This is a genomic window from Sediminitomix flava (assembly GCF_003149185.1).
GTDB lineage: Bacteria > Bacteroidota > Bacteroidia > Cytophagales > Flammeovirgaceae > Sediminitomix > Sediminitomix flava.
The window spans coordinates 137,614-162,039 of the sequence record NZ_QGDO01000008.1; the positions used below are offsets into that span (position 1 = coordinate 137,614).

Annotated in this window: 17 protein-coding genes; 5 read left to right on the forward strand and 12 right to left on the reverse strand. The window is 37.9% G+C overall.

Translation table 11 applies throughout. The annotated features are described in order from the left end of the window. Window positions 1–55 precede the first annotated feature (55 nt). The 5 genes from BC781_RS22255 to BC781_RS22275 all read left to right on the forward strand — a co-directional run bounded on the left by BC781_RS22255 (window position 56) and on the right by BC781_RS22275 (window position 8,700). A complete protein-coding gene (locus BC781_RS22255; RefSeq protein ID WP_109622125.1) occupies window positions 56–1,477 on the forward strand; it encodes a sulfatase family protein in 1,422 nt (473 codons plus the stop codon). Between the two features lie 36 nt (window positions 1,478–1,513). Continuing rightward, window positions 1,514–3,691 (forward strand): T9SS type A sorting domain-containing protein, encoded by a 2,178-nt coding sequence (locus tag BC781_RS22260; protein ID WP_109622127.1) that lies wholly within the window; start codon window positions 1,514–1,516, stop codon window positions 3,689–3,691. Between the two features lie 31 nt (window positions 3,692–3,722). Continuing rightward, window positions 3,723–6,266 (forward strand): glycoside hydrolase family 2 TIM barrel-domain containing protein, encoded by a 2,544-nt coding sequence (locus BC781_RS22265; protein WP_109622129.1) that lies wholly within the window; start codon window positions 3,723–3,725, stop codon window positions 6,264–6,266. A gap of 66 nt (window positions 6,267–6,332) precedes the next feature. Continuing rightward, window positions 6,333–7,397 (forward strand): aldose epimerase family protein, encoded by a 1,065-nt coding sequence (locus BC781_RS22270; RefSeq protein ID WP_211323942.1) that lies wholly within the window; start codon window positions 6,333–6,335, stop codon window positions 7,395–7,397. Window positions 7,398–7,440: 43 nt separating this feature from the next. Then, window positions 7,441–8,700, forward strand: a complete 1,260-nt coding sequence (locus BC781_RS22275; protein ID WP_109622131.1) for a glycoside hydrolase family 117 protein — start codon at window positions 7,441–7,443, stop codon at window positions 8,698–8,700. A 63-nt stretch (window positions 8,701–8,763) separates the two neighbouring features. On the opposite strand, the gene BC781_RS22280 is transcribed toward BC781_RS22275, so the two are convergent. The 12 genes from BC781_RS22280 to BC781_RS22335 form a co-directional block, all read right to left on the reverse strand. Next, window positions 8,764–9,768, reverse strand: a complete 1,005-nt coding sequence (locus BC781_RS22280) for a sugar kinase (RefSeq protein WP_109622133.1) — start codon at window positions 9,766–9,768, stop codon at window positions 8,764–8,766. Between the two features lie 17 nt (window positions 9,769–9,785). After that, a complete protein-coding gene (locus BC781_RS22285; RefSeq protein ID WP_109622135.1) occupies window positions 9,786–10,475 on the reverse strand; it encodes a bifunctional 4-hydroxy-2-oxoglutarate aldolase/2-dehydro-3-deoxy-phosphogluconate aldolase in 690 nt (229 codons plus the stop codon). Window positions 10,476–10,482: 7 nt separating this feature from the next. After that, window positions 10,483–11,883 (reverse strand): sulfatase-like hydrolase/transferase, encoded by a 1,401-nt coding sequence (locus BC781_RS22290; protein ID WP_109622137.1) that lies wholly within the window; start codon window positions 11,881–11,883, stop codon window positions 10,483–10,485. Window positions 11,884–11,966: 83 nt separating this feature from the next. Continuing rightward, window positions 11,967–13,655, reverse strand: a complete 1,689-nt coding sequence (locus BC781_RS22295; RefSeq protein WP_109622140.1) for a T9SS type A sorting domain-containing protein — start codon at window positions 13,653–13,655, stop codon at window positions 11,967–11,969. A gap of 113 nt (window positions 13,656–13,768) precedes the next feature. Continuing rightward, window positions 13,769–15,016, reverse strand: a complete 1,248-nt coding sequence (locus tag BC781_RS22300; protein ID WP_109622142.1) for a glycoside hydrolase family 117 protein — start codon at window positions 15,014–15,016, stop codon at window positions 13,769–13,771. Between the two features lie 39 nt (window positions 15,017–15,055). Further along, window positions 15,056–16,063: an L-rhamnose/proton symporter RhaT gene (locus tag BC781_RS22305; RefSeq protein ID WP_109622144.1), complete on the reverse strand. Its 1,008-nt coding sequence runs from the start codon at window positions 16,061–16,063 to the stop codon at window positions 15,056–15,058. A 21-nt stretch (window positions 16,064–16,084) separates the two neighbouring features. Next, a complete protein-coding gene (locus BC781_RS22310; RefSeq protein ID WP_109622146.1) occupies window positions 16,085–17,128 on the reverse strand; it encodes an aldose epimerase family protein in 1,044 nt (347 codons plus the stop codon). Beyond that, complete coding sequence (locus BC781_RS22315; protein WP_109622147.1) at window positions 17,121–18,245, reverse strand: mandelate racemase/muconate lactonizing enzyme family protein; 1,125 nt, start codon at window positions 18,243–18,245, stop codon at window positions 17,121–17,123. Before BC781_RS22315 ends, BC781_RS22310 begins: the two co-directional genes overlap by 8 nt. A gap of 236 nt (window positions 18,246–18,481) precedes the next feature. After that, window positions 18,482–19,930 (reverse strand): aldehyde dehydrogenase, encoded by a 1,449-nt coding sequence (aldA, locus tag BC781_RS22320; protein WP_109622149.1) that lies wholly within the window; start codon window positions 19,928–19,930, stop codon window positions 18,482–18,484. A gap of 29 nt (window positions 19,931–19,959) precedes the next feature. After that, entirely contained in the window at window positions 19,960–20,733 is a 774-nt protein-coding gene (locus BC781_RS22325) for an SDR family NAD(P)-dependent oxidoreductase (protein ID WP_109622151.1), read from the reverse strand. 29 nt (window positions 20,734–20,762) lie between these two features. Then, the gene (locus BC781_RS22330; RefSeq protein ID WP_109622153.1) at window positions 20,763–21,785 is read right to left on the reverse strand and encodes a zinc-dependent alcohol dehydrogenase; all 1,023 of its coding nucleotides are present in this window, start codon (window positions 21,783–21,785) and stop codon (window positions 20,763–20,765) included. A gap of 16 nt (window positions 21,786–21,801) precedes the next feature. Continuing rightward, the gene (locus BC781_RS22335; RefSeq protein ID WP_109622155.1) at window positions 21,802–24,393 is read right to left on the reverse strand and encodes a glycoside hydrolase family 2 TIM barrel-domain containing protein; all 2,592 of its coding nucleotides are present in this window, start codon (window positions 24,391–24,393) and stop codon (window positions 21,802–21,804) included. Window positions 24,394–24,426 lie beyond the last annotated feature (33 nt).

Sequence of the window (24,426 nt, forward strand, 5' to 3'; positions counted from 1 at the left end):
TTGATGGAAAACAGCTCTCTCTTTCTTCAATGCCTTTCCCCTAAAAGAAATAGCAATGAAAAAAAGATATTTACTTTGGATTTGTCTGCTTTATCCATTTTTCATTCATGCTCAAACTTCTTCAAAAAAGACTAAAAATACGAGCCCAAATATTCTGATTATAGTTTCAGACGATCAAGGTTGGGGCGATGTAGGATTCAATGGCTCCGATATTCCAACACCTCAATTGGATGCTCTAGCTGAAGAAGGAATTGTTTTTACTCAAGGATATGCAAGTCATCCATATTGTAGTCCAAGTAGAGCTGGCTTACTAAGTGGACGATATCAGCAACGTTTTGGACATGAAAACAACATCCCATACCAAAAAGTGAAAGAAACAGATGGTCTCCCCCTTGAAGAACTTCTGATGTCAGAACACTTCGAAACACAAGGATATCAAACTTGTGCTATTGGAAAATGGCATTTGGGTGATCATGAAAAATTTTGGCCAAACAACAGAGGCTTTGATGATTGGTTTGGCTTTTACGGTGGAGGGAACGATTACTGGGGCAGACTGAACAAAAACAAAGCTAAAAATTCTGGTGTCCTCCAAAATGGTGAAATCGTAGCTCAAGAAAAACTAAGCTATCTAACGGATGACTTCTCAAATGCTGCAAGTAAATACATTGAGAAATACAGTCAGTCTGAAAAACCATTTTTTATGTACTTGGCATATAATGCGCCACACAGTCCAATTCAAGCTCCTAAAAAATACTTTGATGAAGTTGCCCATATAGAAGATGGACATAGAGCTGCTTATGCTGCGATGGTGGTTGGAATGGATCAAGGGATTCAAAAGGTCGTTGAGAAACTAAAGGAAACTGGTGAGTACGAAAACACCATAATCATCTTTTACAGCGATAACGGAGCACATACCAATGGAGCTAGCTCTTTCCCTTTCAGAGGACATAAAGGGATGCTTTTTGAAGGTGGAATTCGAGTTCCTTTCCTTATTTCATGGCCAAAAGGAATTGAAGGCGGAAAAAAGTTTGAGCATTTTATAACTGCTTTGGACGTTTTTCCAACACTCGTAGATGCTTCTGGTGTAGAGCCTCCAAATAAAGAATTAGATGGAGTGAGTCTTATTCCCTATCTCAACAATAAGAAAAGAAAAGCACCACATAAAACACATTTTTGGCGCTATTCCGATGGAGCAGGATACGCTGTCAGACATGGAGATTATAAACTGGTCTACTCAGGCTACAAGTTAAAACACCTCCTTTTTGATCTAGAAAATGATCCATACGAGCAGTCTAATTTAGCTGATAAATTCCCTAATAAAGTAAACGAACTTGTCAGACTGTATGAAGAGTGGAGCATAGGAACAGTAAAAGCAAAATGGTATGATCCCCATGCTGCAAATGTATTGAAAGAAGAGAAAAAACGACAATCCTTTTTGGACAAAGCTAGTGCTGGTGAAAAACCAAAAAAGATTTGATAAACACCTCTTTATCTATTTTTAAAAATCAGAATTATGAAAAAGATAATATTTATACTAAGCATATTTTTAGCACAAATATCAACGGCTTTAGCCACAAATTACTATGTATCAAAGTCTGGGAATGATAGCAATGCAGGAACAGAATCTGAACCTTTTTTGAGCATCGCAAAAGCTTCTTCAATGCTTACAGCTGGCGATACGTGCTTTATTATGGAAGGTACCTATCGTGAAACGATCATTCCTAAAAGTGCTGGACAAGATGGTAATCCTATCGTTTATACAAATTACAATAATGAAGAAGTTTTAATCTCCGCTACTGAAATTATAGATACTTGGGAACAGCACGAAGGAAATATCTACAAAGCCAATTATGCAATGAAATTGGGGCGTCAGAATATGGTATTTTGTGATGACAAACCAATGGATTATGCCCGTTGGCCTAACAATACGGATGATGATGTTTATACAATTGATGCTTGGGATGTTGAAAGCGGAAGTGCTTCAACTGTTTTAGGAAAAAATCTACCTGAGCATAGTTGGGTAGGCGGATTAATCTGGTATTTGGGTGCTCACTCGGGAGCAAGTTGGACAAGAGAAATTACAGCTAGTACAACTTCCATGATTACATTCACCGAGGTTGATATCACAAAATGGCCTTTTGATCCTCACAATCCAACAGTATTCAGAAATAACAATCGTGGACGTTTTTACTTAATGGGCGTTTTGGATGCCTTAGATTACGAACGTGAATGGTTCTACGAAAACGGTTCAGTCTATTTCCAAGCACCAGGAAATGTTGATCCTTCTACCCTAAAAGTAGAAGTGTCAGCAAGAGATAAAGCCATTGACATCGGAAAATCTTATGTTCATATCGATGGATTAAAAGTCTTTGGTGGTAGAGTTGAAGTTAAAGCCAACAAGTGTATTCTAAAGAATATGGAAATCAAGCATGGTTTAGAAACTTTAGACAGACTTGATAATACAGGAGCACAAGTAGCTGAAGGTGCTATTTTTGTAAGAGGAGTTGACAATATCATTACTCAAAATACCATCGATGGTAGCTCTTTAAATGGAATTTATGTTGCTGGTTGGGGTGGTTCTACGCAAGTAGATATCAATAACAACTACATAAGAAATACAAACACAGTTGGTATTCATGCCTCTCCAATTAGAAATGCAGCTACAAATAGTCGAATTTATGGAAATACAATTGAGACGACTGGTAGAGATGGTATTTATAACGGTGCAAACAATTGTGAAATAGCCTATAATGATGTTTCTGATTGTATGCGTATCAACAATGATGGTGGAGTCTATTATACTGTTGGAAATGCAGACGATAAAAATGTAGAAATTCATCACAACTGGTTCCATGATTCTGAAGGTCCAGACTACGCAGATGGACGTGCAGCAGGAATCTACCTAGATAATCACAGTAAGGGTTATTCAGTACATCACAATGTCGTTTGGAACATTACTTGGTCTGGTATTCAATTAAACTGGGACAATTGGAATATTGACATTTATAACAATAGTATTTATGAAGTTGAAGAAGGAATGGGACGTTGGGAAAATGGGTTTACCCTTGATGATGTCGTATTGAAAAATAACTATGCTAGTATTCTTGAATTCATCGGAACAGATATTAATGATGAAACAAATATCATCTCTGACCAAAATCCATTTGCATCAGTTGAAAACCATGACTTCCGCCCTTCTGTTACGAGTTATTTAATTGATAAAGGAGAGGTTATTGAAGGTTATACTGATGGCTTTGTAGGAAATGCACCAGATATCGGAGCATACGAATACGGACTAACGCCATGGATTCCTGGAGTTAATCCTGTAATAGGTGGGGAAATTGATACCGATGCACCTGACCCTAATCCTTCAAATCCAACTGATCCCGACCCCGAACCAGATCCGGATCCAACGCCTGATCCAGAACCTGAAACGCCTTTAAATACTGATACTTCTAAATCGAGCTTTAGAGTTTTTCCAAATCCATTAGAAAATACTTCACTAAAGGTCAAGACTGAAAAAGTATCGAATATCAAAATATATGACTTGACAGGAAGTTTACTCCCATACAACTCAAAGATGAGTTTGGCTCATTCAATCCCACGATCAACTTTTCGTTTTTCGGGGATGTATCTAATCACTATTGAAAGTGAAGATAATGTTTACTATCAACGAGTTGTAGTTCAATAAATTCTGCTCTTTTTTTTATAAGATAAATAATATGCAGATAAGATTTTTACTCATCGGGCTATTAAACTGCTTCTTTTGGGTTTCCTGTCAAAAAGAAAATCAGACTCTCCAAAGAGAGTCTGACTTCAACTTTGGTTGGAAATTTACATTACTAGAGGATACCACCAAGCTTACGAAAACACCTTTAGATGATCACAATTGGAGAGATATCCGATTACCTCATGATTGGAGTGTGGAAGCTTCTTTTGACTCTACTTTGGAAGGCTGTACAGGTTATTTACCAGGAGGTGTTGGGGTGTACCAAAAGCATTTTCCAACACCTGTTAATCCAACAGATAAAAGTACGTTTATACTTTTTGATGGTGTGTATAACAATGCTACATTCTGGTTAAATGGAAAATTACTTGGTCAAAATCCTTACGGTTACTCTCCTACATACTTCGACCTGACAGAAACGCTAAAAAGAGATGGTAGCGAAAATGTACTTACAGTTCATGTAGATCATTCCAGATATGCAGACAGTCGTTGGTATACAGGTAGTGGAATTTATCGAAATGTAAAACTGATCTCAGTTGATAAATTACATATCCCAATATGGGGTACATTTATCAGAACACCTGAGGTCAGCAATGAAAAGGCAAGCATTGAAGTTGATATAAAAATCACTAATCAGAATACTGAATTAGTGAATTTTGAACTTCAAACTACCATACTTGATCAAAATGGATTAGAAGTCGCTCAAACTACAAAAGACGTTGATTTAAAAGCAAAAGATTCAAAAACCGTAGCCCAACAGTTAGTCGTAAAGCAACCTTTACTTTGGGATACTGAAAAACCGTATCTCTATAAAGCCATTACAACTATTAAACAAAATGGAAAAGTTGTTGACGAATATACGACGCCATTCGGCATACGCAGTTTGGAATTCAAAATTGGGGAAGGTTTCTTCCTAAACGGAAAATCAACACTTGTAAAAGGAGTTTGTTTACACCATGACGGAGGACTTGTAGGAGCTGCAGTTCCTAAAGGTGTTTGGAGAAGACGACTGGAGAAATTAAAAATGGCGGGTGTAAATGCCATTCGTACTTCTCATAATCCTTTCTCAGAAGAATTCTTAGACCTTTGTGATGAGATGGGTTTCTTAGTTCAGAATGAAATCTTTGACGAACTGGACTATCCAAAAGACAAACGTCATAACCTTCACGATCGAGTAAAAGACTATATCACTAGAGGATATACAGAACACTTCCAAGAATGGGGAAAATACGATCTTACCCGTACTATTCTGAGGGATCGGAATCACCCTTCTGTTTTTCAATGGAGTATCGGGAATGAAATCGAATGGACTTATCTGCATTACCGTTATATTACAGGTTTTTATACCGATTACGAAAATCCGACTAAAAATTCAGGGTTCTTCGGTAAACTTCCTATATACTCTCCTGAAGAACTCAAAAACAGATACGAAAATTGGGAAAAAGGAGATTTTATCTTGGCGAATACCGCCCAAAAAGTGAACGGATGGGTAAAAGAATTAGATACGACAAGACCAACGACTGCCAATCTAATTATCCCCCAAGTTAGCCACATTAGTGGGTATGCAGATGCCGTAGACATTCCAGGGTATAGTTATCGAAATGTCATTTTTCCATGGGCACAGAAACATTTCCCACACAAACAGGTGACAACAAATGAATGTCCTGGTACTTGGAATGATTGGAAACAAGTTCTTGAAAACCCAGGAGTTTTCAGCATGTTTATGTGGACTGGAATTGATTATATGGGAGAAAGGCATGCTAAATGGCCCGAAAAAAGTGCTTGGGGAGATATGCTTGATTTAGCGGGGTTTGAAGTACAAGGTTGGAATTACTTCAAAAGTATTTGGGCAGATCAACCTCATGTTTCAATCGGTACTCTCCCACTCAATCAATCTGGATTTAGAGCTCATCCACTTTCTGGATTTGCTGTTGCAAAAAATAAAGGAGCCTATAAATGGAGAGATTCTAATATGCATTGGAACTATGAAAAAGGTGACTCCATTTTGGTTGAAGTATGTTCAAATTACGCTACTGTTGAGCTATTCCTCAATGGAAAATCACAAGGTTTCAGAAGTATGTCAGAAAGTCCTGATCGACTAATGCGTTGGGTTGTTCCCTTTGAAGAAGGTGAACTTGTAGCAAAAGCGAGACTAGGTCAAGAAGAAAAAGTAGCCAAGCTTCAAACGACATCAAAAGCTTCACAAATTAGACTCACAGCAGATCAAAAAGAGCTTATCGCAGATGCCTATGATGTTTCTCATCTTGTTGCCCAACTAATAGATGCAAATGGAATTCCTGTAAAAACGGAGAATGTAAATATCGAATTTGAGATAGAAGGGAATGCCAAACTTCTAGGCGTAGATAATGGTGCTTGGACAAATATTCAAGATTTCCAGAGTGACGAACTCACCACATCAAAAGGTCGAGGATTAGCGATTATACAATCTACCAAAGAATCTGGAGAAATTAAGATTACCGCTAAGGCAGATGGATTTGAGCCTCAAAGTATTCTTATCCAATCAAGAGATATTTACTAAAAGATCATGATGAAAAGGTATCCCAAGTTCATATATCTGCTATTGCCATTTCTATTTTTTGCTTATATGAAAAGAGCAACTTGGCTCAATCCTGAGCATTTTAAAACAGAAGTTAATGGCAAGAAAACTCTTTTACATTTTCTCAAAAATGAAAATGGGATGAAAGTCGCCATCACAAATTATGGTGCTAGAATTGTCGGACTTCAAGTACCCGACAAAAGAGGAATAGAGACAGATGTTGTCTTGGGATTTGCTTCCATTCAAGATTACTTAAATACCAAACAAAAATACTTTGGTGCAAGTATCGGTCGCTACGCTAATCGCATTGCTGAAGGTCAATTTGAATTGGAAGGTCAAAGCTATCAATTGCCAATAAATAATGGGAAAAACAGTATTCATGGTGGTTTGAAAGGCTTCCATGATGTTGTATGGGAAATCAATGAGAAAAGTAGTAATCACATAAAGTTGAATTACACAGAAAAGCATTTAGCTGAAGGATTTCCTGGAAACTTGACAGTAGAAATCACTTATACCTTAAATTCAAACAATGAATTAAGTATAGTTTACAAGGCATCCACAGATAAAGCTACTCCCATAAATTTCACCAATCATTCCTTTTTTAATTTGAATGGAGAAGGAAGTGGCGATGTACTGAAACATCAATTACAGCTAAACGCTAAAGAATTCACACCAATTAATGAGAATCAAATTCCTTTAGGTTATCAACTAAAAGTAGAAAATACTGCATTCGATTTTCGTAGTTTTCATGCCATAGGTCAAAGAATCGACGATGAAAATATTCAGCTCAAATATGGGAATGGCTACGACCACAATTTTGTCGTTAGCTCTGATGATAAAAATACGATCACAAAAGTAGCGAGTATTGTAGGTGACCAATCAGGAATACAAATGGATGTTTTCAGTGACCTGCCAGGAGTTCAATTTTATACTGCTAACTTTTTAAAAAGCTATAACACTTTAAAATCAGGAAAAACCGATGACAGAAGAACTGCATTCTGTTTAGAAACACAGCATTTTCCAGATGCGATAAATCAGAAAAACTTTTACCATAAAATATTAGAACCAAATGATGATTACCACAGCCAAACTGTCTATAAGTTTTCTTGGTAATCCATCTTCTAGCGTGCTATAAAAACCTTAAACAATACGTATAATGAAAAGATTTTGGAGCATATTAGCGATTACTGCAACCTTACAAGCTTGCCAAGTAGAAGCTCAAAAAACAGAGCAAAAAGGCTTTCCTTTTATCCTACCAGATGAAAAGCCGAATAGAGAAATGAGTGCGGCAATGGAAAGAATCTATACAGATTATGAAGCCCCTCAACCACAAGACAATGAGCTATTCAGTCAGTTTAAATACACAAAGCTCAAAGGTTTTGATTATCACGGACATGATGGTACCATTACTCGAAGAGACCCTTCAAAAGTAATTTTCCATGATGGAAAATACTATGTTTGGTATACTTATCGAAATACCTCTACCCCTCCAAGAGGTGCTGACAATTGCAACGACACTATCCCATCTTCTGATTGGGATTTATCAGAAATTTGGTACGCTACTTCTGAAGATGGATTTACATGGGAAGAGCAAGGTGTCGCGATCAAAAGACCAGAAAAGCCACTAGTTGGATGGCGTTCAGTTACTACAACTGATATATTGGAATGGGAAGGCAAATATTATTTGTACTATCAAGGGTTTATGGAAGCCAGTGGTAAACGCGGAGATGACTGCCCCGTAGCCGTATCTTATGCAGATTCTCCAAATGGTCCTTGGACTCCATATAACAAAATTGTGATTCCAAACGGAGCAGAGGGTGAATGGGATCAATATTCAATTCATGACCCATACCCACTTGTTCATGACGGGAAAATCTACTTATACTACAAGTCTGATTTCAACAAAAGACCTCATTTAGTGCGTATGCAAGGACTCGCGACAGCTGATAATCCACTAGGGCCATTTACAAAACATCCATTAAACCCTGTGGTTACTTCGGGTCATGAAACTACGCTTTTTCCTTATAAAAATGGGGTTGCAGCTCTTGTATATAAAGATGGACCAGAACATAATACCATTCAATATGCAGAGGATTGGGTTAACTTCGAAATAGCATCTATTACAGAATTAATGCCTATTGCTGCAGGACCTCATGTGCCAGATGCTTTTACCAATACTAAAGATGGTAGAGGAATTACTTGGGGTTTATCACACTTTATTGGCATGGGCGAAAGAGGAAAAAAACATTCTATGCTCGTTCGTTTTGACTGTGATTTGAGTAGAGATATTCATGACCCTCAAATGAAAGGCCACCAAGTATATCACAAACCAGAAACCTATTTTAAGCAAGGTTTGAGTGCAAAACAAAGAGCTCGTATTGAGAAAGAAAATCAGCAAAAACAGTTAGCAAAGTAAATGAAAAATGGGTCTAGCTTTGAATTAAGATAGACCCATTTTTTTTTAGAGAAATATTTTAAATCACCTAGAAACCTTAGCACCGCCCTCTGCTTGCATAAGCTGATAAACCTCTTCTAAAGCAACATCATTGAAGTCTCCCTCAATACCATGTTTTAACGTAGAGGAAGCTGTCGCAAAGTCTATCACTTCTTGGAGGTTTTCAGAGGTATTTAAACCATAAATTATCCCTGCCATAAAAGCATCTCCACCGCCAACTCGATCCACAATGTGGGTAAGCTCATATTTTGTACTACGATAAACTTTTTTACCATCGTAAAGGACGCCCTGCCAAGTATGATGACTTGCTGAATACACCCCTCTAGAGGAAAAAACAACAATTTTACATTTTGGATTTTCTGACATCAATTTATCAGCAGACTTCGCAAATTCTTCATCTGGAATTTCTTCTTTAAGTACATCAAAATCGGGATGAATTCCAGACATCACATGACAGCCTTTCATCAGCTTGGGCATTACTTCAGTATCAGACTTTCCCCACTTCCAAAGTTTAGCTCTGAAATTGTAGTCCATAGAAACTTGTAGCCCCATTTCATTGGCTTTCAAAATTGCTTGCTCACATAATAAAGCTGCATTTTCAGAAACTGCTGGAGTGATTCCACTCCAATGAAACCATGTTGCCCCTTCAAAAATTTCATCCCAATCTAAATCTTCAAGCTGTAAATTTGTAAAACAACTCTCTGTTCGATCATAAATTACTTTCCCTCCTCTGTGCATATTGGCCCCTTCCACAAAATACACCCCCATTCGACCTTCTTGTCTCAAGATATACTTTGTTCCTACATTATGTCCTTTCAAAAATTTAATGGCTTCATCCGCATATTCATGATGAGGAAGAGCAGATACCATTTCTACATTCAATCCAAATTTAGAAAGGCTTGCCGCAACATTCCCTTCAGCTCCGCCATAATGGATTTCAAGTGTGGGGCTTTGAGAAAAACGCTTATTAGAAGGGGGAGAAAGTCGAATCAATATTTCTCCGAAAGTGATAATCTTTGGTTTATTCATTTAGCTAGTTTTTATGGTTAGAGCACTGGGTATTCCTCTTTTCGGTAAGATTCAACAAAAGTGGTCAAAGTAGAAACTAAATTGAAAATTGAATCATAATCCCAATTTCCCTCTTGGTCTTTTATGACTAAATTACTTCCAATCCCGACACAACTTACGCCTACATCTAACCACTTCGTCAAATCCTCAATTGTAGGTTTTACGCCTCCCGTTGGCATTACGTCTGTCCAAGGCATAGGTGCTTTAATTCCTTTGATAAAATTGATGGCATCGAAGGCATTCGCTGGAAAAATCTTAACAACCTCTGCTCCTAATTCATGTGCGTCGGAAACTTCAGAAACCGTACTACAACCTGGAAACCATGCAATTTTTCTTCGGTTACACAATTTCCCGATTTCATCATTAAATAATGGAGAAACAATAAAATCTGCCCCATTTTGAATGAAAATTGCAGCAGTATGTGCATCTACAATAGAGCCTATACCTATAGCCAAATCAGGCATTTCTATTCTAGCTTTTTTGATCAACTCAGCAAATAGTTCATGAGCAAACTCAGCTCTGTTTGTGAATTCAAAAACCCTTACTCCTGCCTCATAAACCGTTTTCATAAAGGCTAGACTTTGAAGTACATCTGCATTGAAAAAAACAGGTACTATCACTGTTTTTTTCATTTTGGTAACGACTTCTATTCTACTAAATTTTGCCATGGTTATTTTAGTTTTCTTTTTCCATTAATCGATACTTATCCATTCTCTCCATTGCCTTTCCCTCATATTTCCTCTTTAGTTGCCACCTAGGTCTTGCCAATGTCAACTCCCACTCAAATAGACGTTTATAGAGTTTCTGTACTTTTTGAGGATACTTACTCGCTAGATTATTTTGTTCAGACTGGTCATTTGGAAGATAGTATAATTCAGCAGGTCTATCTGGAAATCGTAACAGTTTCCAATCTCCATCTCTTATAGCTGCTCTATTTTCTTTTTTCCAAAAAAGGGATTGATGTGGTCTTTCATTGAGCTCACCTTTCAGATAAGGTATCAAATTGACACCATCAATATTTGATAGCTGATTTAAATCCCCTTTTCCAAGTTGATAAAAGGTTGGTAATAGGTCTAAAGTACTGATTGGGTAGGTATACCTTTCGCCCTCTGAAAGGACTCCTTTGTATTTCATTATAAAAGGAACTCTAATGCCTCCTTCCAAATGATTGGCCTTTGTTCCACTCAAAGGTTTATTTGAGGATGCATTTGAATCTGTAGGTCCGCCATTATCATTGGTAAATACGATTAATGTGTTTTCCTCGATTCCTAATGATTCAATAGTTTCAAATACAGAACCACATGCTTTATCCATAGCAAGTGTCATAGCAGCAAGTTTTTTCCTTTTTCCAGATAGTTTTGGAAATTGACCAAGGTCTTCTTTTAACGCATCCATAGGAGAATGAACCGCATTAAATGATAAAATGATGAAAAAAGGGGCTTCATCATCTTTTTTTATAAAATCGTTAGCTGCATTTGCAAAGGTATAAGTTAAATACTCATCGGTCTCTCCGTAATTTTTGAATCCTTTCTCAAGAAAATCTTCCGTCTTTTTTGTAGGATGTGCTTCGTTGTATTCATAGTAACTTCTCGCTCCTCCTCTAAAACCATAGAAGGTTTCAAAACCTCTTTTTGTAGGGTGAAACTGATCTGCATTTCCCTGATGCCATTTGCCGAATAATGCTGTTCTATATCCTAAACTTTTCATATAGTTAGCCATAGTTTTCTCTTCAAGAGGTAAACCCATTTCATCATCAGGGAGATTATAATTCTCCATGATTCCTGGAACATTATTTTCCTCAAAGCCAAATCTTTGCTGATACCTACCTGTAAGAATTCCTGCTCTTGAAGGACCACAAACAGCCGCTGTGACGTAAGCCTGTTCAAAGACGATACCTTGAGTTGCTAACTTATCTAAGTTTGGTGTCTTAAATTCTTTACTCCCTTGAAATCCAAAGTCTGCGTAACCCGCATCATCAGATATGATAAGTATGATATTAGGCTTTTCTTGAGCATTTACATGGATAGTCAAAAAAAGAAAAAACAAGCAACATATACCTTTATAAATAATCTTCATATAAAACCTTTTATGAGAATAGATATTTACAATGATAAAGTCCTCTATTTGATTAGAGGACTTTATAACTTACTTTTCTATCATCAGCTAACGATCAACTTTCTTACCGTACTAAATTTTCCACTTTTCAGATGAATGAAGTAAACACCTGAAGGAATTTCCCCCAAGTGTAGTTGATATGAAGACTGATTTTTTAAATGCTGCCTTATATACGTTTTCCCATGAATGTCTATCAAACGTAGTTCAAACTCCCGAAGCGGTAAACCCAAAATATTCACTTCTCCTGAAGCTGGATTTGGACTTAGTTTGATCTTGCTACTTCCTAGTTCATCCGAATCTGTAATTGTCTTTGTCACACGAACATTTATTGTTGCTTTAATATCTCCAACTGATGCGGTTATGACAGCCTCTCCTTCAGCAAGACCTGTAACTTTACCGTTTTGGTCAACTGTAGCAATTGTTGGATCATTGGAAATATAATCAACTCCTATACCTGATAATTCAGTAGGACTTATTTGTGGAGAAAGTGTATAAGATTCTCCAACATTTAATTCTACATCTGATTCTGAGAAACCTATTTCGGTAATAGTTGCTGCAACAGGCTTATAAGCTCTAATCCAGTTTACTCTCAATTCTTGTTTGTTTGGATCACTTAAATCGTCATCAGAAGGTGTTTGTCCGCTGCTCACCAACCAACTTTGAGATTCGATATTGACAATAATATCCAACTCTTTCGTAAAACCTGTTCCATTCTGATAATTGCCTGGATCTATCACATTAATTCCATTTGATGCCTCACTTGTAGCTTTGAGCGTTTCAAAAGAATAACTAGACTCCCTTGCATGAATTGTTATATCTGAATAACCGTTCGTACTCGTAGGCATCCCTCCTATGTTTGATCCAAATTCGTCTTTTGCCCCCTCTGGATGAATATCGTTGTAATAAGTATATTCCCAAGTACCATGTATATCTGTTGCAATCGCATTTTCATACAATACACGTACTAATTTCCCATCAATATAATATTCGAAATGATTAGGAGAAATCCAGTTTACAGCCAAACGGAAGTATCTTCGATCTCCATCATTCCAACACCAATCTCCCCATCCATAGTTTGTATTAACTCTACTATCTGGCCACCAACTATTTCGATCACGAGGTTGGTAATCGTGAAATGGATTTCTGATAAATGAGTGATGTGAAATATGTGTAAATTGTTTGAAATAGTCTACGTCACCATAGTTTTCAATGATATCAATTTCTTGTGTATCATCGGGGCTTAACAACCAAAAACAGGATGCTAAAGCGATGTTTGCAACACTCAAGCTCGTTTCTACATAAACAGGATAAACAACCTTTTGATTAGAGGTAATGCAACCTGCATTTACACCACCCTCCGTTTTATTCATCTTATAAGCTGGTAATCCATTTGCGTATGGATATTGTGGATTAGGTTGATTATTTTTATCAAATCGAGATGATTTCAAAATCAAATCTCCACCTTCAACAGAAACGTGGTTGTATTTCCAATAGGTTGTACCAGGGCCATCCCAATGATTATGATAGAAATTATACCACATATCATTCGGACCAAAATTGGTCTTATCATTCGAGGCATCGAAAGTATAATTAAAATCGTCGGATACATTGGTCTGTAATTCCCAAACTTTCCCTGTACCCGCATTGGCTGCTACAGGTATATCTTTCCAATCTTGTGCAATTGCAAATGTTGCACTTAAACCTAATAAGACACTTAAAAATAATGATTTCATCACTACCTCCCTTTTCAAAATTTTCAAATTGTAAGGCTGTGATAGCCTTGGCCAGATACAGACCAAGGACTATTCATCTTTACACATCAGCCTTAACCACTTAGAACTAGGTGTTACTTTGATTGATCACTAGCATCGCTAGCTTCTTTATTTTTTACCTCGCCTTTGGCTACATGCGTCGTTTTTCTTTTCCCTTGGAATCGACGAATGTATTGCCAATCATAATTGTGATACTTATGCGTCAACCCCCATTCAAAAATGGCGAATGGCTCTTCCGTATCTAAAGTTCTGTTCAGACCAATTGCATGAGGTGCGCCCGGAATGACGGAGGCAATCTCAAAGTTGATTCCATCTTTTGAGAGTTGAACCGTATTCTTTTCAGGTCCATCGGTTGTAATGAGTGAGGCGATTCCGTCTTTATGAGGCCAAACACAGATTTCATGTCCGCTATTTGAGATAGGATTATATTTCGACTTAATATATGGTCCTTTAGGATTATCCGCGATCGCTACACCATGTCTGATTTGACGCCCGCCAAACGTAATCGCCTCACCCATTTGTTCTCCTTTGTAATAGAGATAAAACTTTCCATTGTATGGAATGATACAAGGGTCGTGAACTTTATGACTATCAAAGTCTCCTTTCTTTTCTACCAAGAATCTATTGTCTTCATCCCCTTTCCAAATTCCATTATCCGCAGGGCTTAAGATTGGTTCTTCACTTTTTGTCCAAGGACCGTAAGGCGAATTTGACCAAGCCAAGCCAACCTGATTTTTAACTCGTACATTGTATGGTGATTTTACAGTCTGATAACACAAATAATACACACCATCATGCACCATGATTTCAGTCGTAAAAACTGATCGATCATCGTAAGCTCCCTTTTCACCTCTAGCCACTGCAATTCCTTCTTCTTTCCAAGTCCAACCGTCTTCCGAAGTTGCATACCAAATGTCACATCTGTCCCAAGGAAATACTTTTTCGTTTTCGATATCACCCGCAAAACCATCCGTTTTCCCCACACTTTTCGAATACCAAACAAAGTATTTACCGTCTACTTTGATTAGCGCACTCGGGTCTCTTCTTACCACGCCTTCTTCATAGGCTAAATCTCCTTTCAAATCATGAACAGTGAATTCACCAAACCATTCATTGGTCAAATCATCTGACCAAGCCAAAGCCCTTTTAGAAGCAGCACTTAAATGGTCTTTATCTGTAATTCCTAAAAAGTCTAGTTTTTCTTCCGAAATCTCATTTGCAGAGATATCTCCTTTTGCTATTTCTTCTTTTGCAGAAGGGTTACATGCGGCTAACACGCCTAAACCCGCTGCTACTATTGTGTTGAATATTGTTGATTTCATTTTCTTTCTTGTTTAAAAAATAATGTTGTTTGTTTTCTTTTAAGCTAAGCCATTACCAATAGCAACGATGCAAATCCCAATAATCATACAGCTCAAGCCGACATATAATGCACCTTTTGCTTTTGTAGAAGCATTTACCCATTCGCGAGTGAGCAAACCACTCACAATAGCTACTGCAACTGAAACCGTATTGAATATCGCATAACCAACTGTTCCTCCGTTACTTCCCAATTGGAAAGCGGCATAAGCGAAAGCTGCTGAAGCTGTGAAGTTAAAAATTCCCATCACAGTGGTAAGTGCTGTATTTCTTAAAAGATTTGGTGTTTTAAAACGCCCCCAAAGCCCTTTAGCGGTCAATTGTTGCCCAAAATACAATGCGATAGCAATACCACCAGCCATATAAATAATATACATTACTGCAATTGCACTTACCCACTCAGGATTACCCATTTTCAAACAAGCTTCATGAATGATGCTTCCTCCCACTGTGTTTGCATAGCTAAATCCTGTTGCCAAAAGTCCACCGATTACTGCAATCAGAATCCCTGTGGTCATTGAACCTTTTTTCTCACTTTCTTGACTCCCTTCATCTTTCTGACGAATGATTCCTGCTCTACCATTATTGATTACTCCCATCAGAACAACAAAAATCCCAATCATTATCGTTACAAATACAGGAGTAGCAGGCAGACCGTCGATCATAAATGGAATGAGAGATCCTACTAAAATAATCGTCCCGATAAAAAGTGAAAAACCGAGGGATAATCCAATATGATTAATGGCTTTCCCCCACATCATCACACCAATTCCCCAAAGAAAACTTGAGATTCCCATTCCAATCAATACTGGTGTTGGAATAGCTAATAAAATATCACCAAAGCCTTCAATCAATCCGAAAGCAGCTACATTGGGAATTAGAAAACAGTTGATGGCAAAAAACAATGCCCACGTATTTTCAAACTCAAAATCTTTTGCGTACTTCTCTGGCAATGCGTATAAACCTAGCATAACACCTGCTGCAATTGCCCAAATAATTCCTTCTATCATAGTTCTAAGGTTTAGAAATCACTAAAATGTAAACTGATAAACGGTTTCACTTTCGTACGGCTGATCTGGAGTAGTAATCGCTATTGGAGCTCCCGAAATGTTAGGCCCATTTGGGTAGCGATGTGCCTCACAACAGAATCCTCTATACTGACCGTATTGCTGACCTGTTTCTCTTTTCAGCTCATTTGAAGTGAAATAACCTGTATAAAAAAGCATTCCGGGCTCGTCGGTGAGTATTGTTAGACTTCTCCCACTTTGAGAATCTTCAAATACTGCAACTTTATTCAAGCCTTCTTGCTGATCAAAAACATAGTAATGTTCGAAGCCTGTTTCTAGTTCTTTGAAAGTATCTCCCAATACTTTACCTTCTCTCAAATCATCTATTCTCCCGCTTACTTCAACCGTCTCACCAACAGGCACATTGGTTTCGTCTGGCTTTAAGAATTTATTGGCCAAAATTTGTGCTTTCGTTTGCTTGATATCGGTATCAAAACCCGAAAGATTGAAATAAGAATGATTTGTAAATGAAAGTGGCGTTGCTTTATCCGTAGTTGCATAATAGCTCACTTTCAAAGCATTTTCTTCTGTCAATTCAAAACTCACATTCAAATCGACATTTCCGGGAAAACCGCCATCGCCATCAGCACTGTTTATCTGCATGACTAGGACATTTCCTTCCACTTTTGCATTCCAAATTCTTTTGTCGAAAGCATTTATGCCACCATGCAAATGATTTGGCCCATCATTTGTATCCAACTGGTAATCCTTTCCTTCAAGAGTGAATTTCCCATCTTTAATTCTTGAAGAAAACCTTCCTACTGTACACCCAAAGTAAGGTGCATTTGTTTTATAAGCATCTGACAGATATCCTTCCATACCCTCGAAACCACACACAACATCTGCGTATTCATCCGAATTTTTAGGTAGTAAAATGGAAGATACACAAGCACCGTAAGTAATTACTTTTACTTGCATTCCATTCGAATTCCTTAGAATGTACTGATCTATTTGTACGCCCTCAAATTCTCCAAAAATTCGTTTTTCTATGGTTTCTGTATTAAGCATGGCTCATATCGTTTGGTGTAAATGATAAAACTTCATGAGGTACTAGTTTCTCCCAATCAAAAGTGACTCCTACTCCTGGTTCATCAGAGGCAATAGCTCTGAAGTTTTCAACCACCAAAGGTCTTGTCGTATATTCATCGATAGGGAAACTATGTACTTCCAGCCAGCCGCTGTTCGATTGGGCAGAAACTAAGCTTACGTGTAGTTCTTGCATACCGTGTGAACAAACTGGCGTATTGTATTTTCTTGAAAGTTCTGCAGCTTTTAACCAACCCGTAATTCCTCCACAGTTTGATGCATCTGGTTGAATGAATGAAAGCTTAGCTTGCTCAAAAGCATATTCAAATTCATGAATTGTATGTAAGTTTTCTCCCATTGCCAATGGTATACCTGTGGCATCTGCAATCTCTGCAAATCCTTTATAATTGTCTGGAATAGTTGGTTCTTCAAACCAAGTGATATCATACTGCTCAAATGCCTTTGCTGCTTTAATTGCTTTTTCAACTGACATTGAGTAATTGGCATCTACCATAAAAGTAATATCTGGCCCGATGAACTCACGTACAGCTTTGATACGCTCGATATCCTCTTCCAAAATGTCTCTACCAATTTTGATTTTGACAGCATTGAAACCAGCCTCTAAATATCCTTTGATATTACCCAGTAATTTTTCTAATGGGAATTGTAAATCAATCCCTCCACAATATGCCTTACAACTGTTGGAAGCTCCTCCAGCCATTTTCCAAAGTGGCAATCCTTCTTTTTTCCCTTTGATATCCCAAAGTGCAATATCAATAGTTGAAACAGCAAAAGAAACGATTCCTCCTCTTCCTACATAATGCATATGCCACTCTAAGAAATCATAGATTTCATCAATTTGGCTCGCATCTTTTCCTATAAGGGCAGGAACGATATCATGCTCAATCATTGCTTTTATCGCATGACCACCTTTCCCTCCAGTATATGTATATCCTGTTCCTTGACTTCCATCTTCAAGCGTGATTGTTGAAGTCACTAGCTCAAAGTGTGTATGATCGCCGTGTTTTGCATCAGAAAGCACTTCAGGAAGTGGAACATTAAAAAGTCTTACGTCTATTTGTTTAATCTGTGATGTCATGATTCAAAAAATTTATTCATACTACACTTCGAAATACTGTTTGTAGAAATAGCAAAGCATTCTACGAACTGTATCATGAGCATTAGTGTCTGTTGAAATAAATGTTTTCTAAAGACGAGTCTGAGACTCTTACTTTCATTACTTAATCCTTAGAAAAACGCTAAGGATAGTGATATTTAAAGTGGAGAAAATGAAGGCCCGAGCACACGAAAAACTCGGGCTTCATCGATTATCCACTAATACTTCACATAGAAAGTCTTTTTCTCTAAGTATTGCTCGAAGCCATACTTACCATCTTCTCCACCGCTACCACTTAGCTTGTAGCCATTGTGGAAGCCTTGATGTTGCTCTCCGTGCCCTCTATTCACATAGATTTCACCGAATTCCAATTCATCATTACATCTCAATATTTTTTGCATGTCTTTCGTGAAGACCATTGCAGCCAAGCCATATTCACAATCGTTGGCGTATTCAACAACCTGATCGAAATCAGAGAATTTGATTACTGGAAGAATAGGACCAAATGACTCTTCATGCACAATCGTCATTTCTTGACTTACATTTGTCAGAACGGTTGGCTCGAACCAATGTCCTTTTTCAAATTCAGCACCTTCTGGCGATTTCCCTCCGTAGGCTAGTACAGCTCCTTCTTCCATACTTTTTGCCACAAGCTCTTTCATGTGCTTAAGCTCTGAAGCATTTACTTTTGGCCCCATATCTGTATCGATATCCATTGGGTTACCAACTTTCAATGCTTTTACTTTATTCATGAATTTCTCCATGAATGTATCATAAATGCTTTCGTGGACATACATACGTTCGTTACAAGTACAAACCTGTCCACAGTTATCGAATCTTGAGTGGAATGCTCCTTCTACGGCTTGATCGATATCTGCATCTTCAAATACGATACATGGTGCTTTTCCACCTAACTCAAGTTGAACATGCGTCAAATTATTTGCCGCAGTTCTGAAGATTTGCTGACCTGCAGGTGTACTACCTGTCATGGTCACCATTTTAGTGATTGGGTTTTCTACAAGTGCATTTCCTAATACTCTTCCAGAACCCGTCACGATATTTAATAAACCTTTTGGAAGACCAACTTTCTCGGCCAAGAAACCTAGCTCTAGTGTTGCTAGTGGTGTTTCTTGTGTAGGTTTTACTACGATACTGTTACCCGCTACTAAAGCTGGGCCAATTTTTCTACCCGCCAAAGCCAATGGGAAATTCCAAGCTGTAATCGCTACGATTACTCCTCTAGGAATTTTATGAATCCAAATGTGCTCATCCGGATTGTCTGAAGGCATAATATCACCTTCAATATGTCTTGCCCAGTCGCAAGCATATTCAATAAAAGTTGCAGTTACTTCTACTTCTATTTCTGCAAGAGAAATAATTTTACCTTGTTCTCTTACTAACAACTTTGATAAATAATCTTTATTCGCTCTGATTTCTGCAGCAAATTTGCGCATCAGTTCAGCACGCTTACGAGGTGGTACTTTTTTCCACTCTTTTTGAGCAGCTTCAGCAGCCTTCAAAGCGTTTTCAGCATCGGCCTCAACACCCATTGCTACTCTACCTACTACAGACTCGTCGGATGGGCTTAAAATATCAGCTTGTTCGCCTGATGTCGCCTCAACCCATTCTCCATTGATAAATAATTTGTAGTCTTTAATCTCTGACATAATCATTAATTTTTAAGGTGAAAAAGATTTTAGCGCCCCATCCATCCGCCATCTACAAGCATGATGGAACCGTTCATATAATTTGCAGCAGGCGAAGCCAAGAATACTGTTGGGCCTGCAAAATCTTCAGGTTCTCCCCAACGTCCTGCTGGTATTCTACTTAAAATTGATTCAGCTCTTACAGGATCATTTCTCAATGCCTCTGTATTATCAGTACTGATATAACCCGGAGCAATTGCATTTACATTGACACCTTTAGATGCCCATTCGTTAGCAAAAGCCATGGTCATTTGACCAATTGCGCCTTTACTAGCTGCATAACCCGGTACAGTAATTCCGCCTTGGAAAGTAAGTAATGAAGCTGTGAAAATTACTTTTCCATAACCTCTTGCTACCATTTCTTTACCTAGCTCACGTGTTAGGATAAATTGTGCATTTTGGTTTACCTCAATTACTTTATCCCACATTTCATCTGGATGTTCTGCCGCAGGCGTACGAAGAATTGTTCCTGCATTGTTCACCAAAATATCGATGACTGGATTTTCTCCTTTTACATTTTCGATGAACGTATAAAGCGCATTTCTATCTGAAAAATCGCACTGATAAGCCTTAAACTTTCTTCCTCTAGCAAAAACTTCTTTTTCTACTTCACTTCCAGAAAGCTCTAAAGAAGCTGAAACACCGATAATGTCTGCACCAGCTTCAGCCAAAGCCACTGCCATAGCTTTACCGATACCTCTTTTACATCCTGTTACTAAAGCTACTTTTCCGTCTAAGCGAAATTGATCTATAATTGTACTCATTGTTTTATATTTTTTAGTTTGATGATGGCTTAGTTTTTCTGACAGTCGATAAGGTATTTCATCCCTGCAGGATTGTTATCGATGGTTTCAAACACAGACTGAATATTGTCTAGCGTGTCTACTTTTGTGATCAACTGTTCAAACGGAAGTGCTCCTGTTTCAGCAATGCGAATTGCTTCTTCATAATCATCTTCTTCATAAAGTCTAGCACCTAATAGCTCAATTTCTGACCAGAAGAATTTGAATAAATCTACAGGCTTTTTCTCACCACCATGAATAGCTACCATCACGATTCGACCTCTTACATTGACCACTTCTGTCATGGCATCTACACCCGGACCAGAACCCGACACTTCAAATACACAATCGATCATTGCTTCTTGTGTAAGTTCAGAAACTAGTTCTACCAAATTTTCTTTGATTGGGTTGATAGTCGTAAAACCAAGGTTGTTCAACATTTCTAGTCTATTTTCATTGACTTCAGAAATAATCACATTGGCTCCTTTTTCTCTCAATACATAGCCGATCAGTGTTCCGATTGGGCCTCCACCAATCACCAAACAATTTTCACCTTCTTTCACTCGTCCTACTTTCACATCGTGACAAGCTACCGCCAAAGGCTCAATGAAAGCACCATGCTTTAGCGACAAAGTTTCAGGCAATTTGTGTAGTGTATAGGCAGGAACTGTCCAAGAATTTTGGAATGCACCAGCACTATCAATACCGATAAATTTCAAATTCTTTCCTACGTGAGAAAATCCTTTGTCAAATGGATGAGGCTCACCAAATTTCAATGGGCGAACAGCTACTTTGTCTCCCACTTTAACATTCTCTACACCTTCTCCAACTTCTGCTACCACTGCAGACGCTTCGTGTCCTACAGTTTGAGGTGGGCTAACTCTAGCATCCATCACACCATGATAAATATGAACATCTGTTCCGCAAACGCCACAGTATGCAACATCTAATCTCACTTCTCCTTTTTCTGGTTTGATTAACTCACCTTCGGTCACTTCAAATGTGCCTTGTTTGATATATTTTGCTGCTTTCATGATTGTTCGTATATGATTAGTTGATTCGACTTTCTAAAACTTGAGCTTGGGAATTATCTGTATTGACTTCCAAGACCACCTCATCCCCTTTTAGTCCTTCTGCCGTTACGCCTACTTGGACTTTCCCTTCTCCTCTTGTTGCCTGCACAATGAGCAAAGCCCTGCCATTTGAGGTTTCGATGGATTTTGCATAATGATCTTGAACATTATCAATTGCGCCATTATCTACCCCAAGCAAACGAAGTCCTTCTGGAACATTAAAATGGATGATCTGCTCCTCGTGTTTCACAGGATGCCCATTTTCATCTACTATTTGAGCCACCACATGGGCTACATCATATCCATCAGCATTCAATGCTGTTTTATCAATAGCTAACTGAATACTTTTGGCTGAATTTGCTGAATGAATCGATGTGGTATAAGCTTCTTCTCCTTTCTTGCCTACTACTTTTAATTCTCCTTTTGTAAATGGCACTGCCCACTTATAAATGTGATCTTCAAATTCTGAAAGCTTACGAAGTCCAAGGCTTTTATCATTTAAGAAGAGTTCAAGCTCATTACAATTTGAATAGACTTCTACGCTTATCATTTCTTGTTCTTGATAATTCCAATGCTCGTTTACATCATGCCATTCCCAAAGTGCTTTTTTCCAAGCATCTGGCTTTTTGGCCACTAATAAACCTGTTTCAGGATCAATTTTATTGATAGATTTCTCTATTTTTTGTGTAGCAAAATGGGCATGTGGTTCCTCGTTCCAAAGCGTTTTCATCATATGGTAAGAAGGCCCTGCAAATCCTGCAAAATCAATCATACCCGAACCTGTACCTTTTTTTGGCCAAGCCCCTCTGATTTCACCCATATAATGAATACCTGTCCATAAAAACGTACCCGCAATAAATGGTCTTTCCATAATGGCTTTCCATTCATGGTATTGCGCAAGATTTTCAGTACCCATGATTACTTTATTTGGGTAATTTTTATGTCCGTAATCATAGAGCACTCTTCGGTAGCTATACCCCACAATATCTATTGACTCTCCGTAAGCCGTTTCATGGCTCGCCGAAGGTAAAATACAGTTCGCAATTACGGGTCTAGTGGTATCCAGCTCTTTTGTCCACTTGACTAACTTTTTAGCCGTTTCCCCGATCGTGTATTTTTCTTTTGGAAGTGTTTCCAGTTGATTTCTAATTTTTTCTTTTGAATATGGAGGTGGAGACCAAAAGTAATTACCACTCCAATTCATATTGTTGAAAAAGCCAGTTGCCGCAGACATATAAGGATATGTCCACTCAATCTCATTTCCGATACTCCACTGGAAAATAGATGGATGATTTCGATGAGCTAAAATCGTATTTTTTAGGTCTTTTTCGGCATTCTCTTGGAAAATATAAGCGTAGCCGTCTGTCACATATTCTTGCTTCTTTTGCTTCTGATTCCAACGTTTATCTTTTGGATAATCCCATTCGTCAAAAAACTCATCCTGTACCAAAAAGCCCATTTCATCACATAAATCAAGAAATTCTTCTGAAGCAGGGTTGTGAGAAACTCGAATGGCATTACATCCACCCTCTTTCAATAAAGCTAGCCTTCTTCTCCAAACTTCCTTTGGCACAGCCGTTCCGACTAGTCCTGCATCATGGTGTAAACAAACACCTTTAATTTTCATATTTTCTCCATTCAAATAAAAACCTGTATTCGCATCAAATTTTATGCTTCGAATTCCGAATGTAGTTTCGTATTCGTCTACAACCTTATCTTCCTTATATATCAATGTTTTAGCCGTATATAAATAAGGTTTTTCAATACTCCATAAAGAAGGTTTCTTTACTGTAATCTTTTGGTTAATTTCCGTTTTTGAATTAGCCTCAACTGATGTGTCAGTGGTTGTTTGGGCGACTTCAATACCTTGTGGATTGATAATGTGTGTTTCTAATTTGAAACTTTGTGTTTGTGTGTATTTATTTGCGATTTCAGTATTAAGATTAACCTCAGCTTCTTCTGCAGATACTTTTGGCGTATTTACAAAAGTCCCCCAAACAGGAATATGTAGTTTATCGGTTACTATAAGTTCTACATTTCTATAAATACCAGCACCTGTGTACCATCTGCTATCTGCATAACGGCTATGATCAACTTTTACAGAAAGTACATTTTCTGCTCCATTCTGGTTAAGCTCAGCGTTAAGTTCATAGTAAAATGGAGAATAACCATAAGCATGTTCACCAAGTTTTTTGCCGTTTAAAAATACTTCTGAGTTATTATAAACACCGTCAAATAGTACATATGCTATTTGATTTTCTTCGAGAGATAAACTAAAATTTTTGCGATACCAGCCAATTCCACCGCCATAAATATATCCTGTAGCAGGGGCTGTATCTTCGTTCTTTAACTCATAAGAACCCTTAATCACCCAATCATGAGGTAATTGTACATCTTCCCATGCTTCATCAATAAAATCTACTTTAGTGCGTTTGTTTGTATCATCGTTTTGTTGTGTCAAATCAAATTTCCAACCGAAATTGAAATCTGTAACTCGACTTTCAATGGGCTTATTAGCATGACAGCTAACAGCCAATGTTAGTATGACTAGGTATATTAATTTTTTCATCAGAGTACGTTTATTAGTCTTGTACTGGATTCT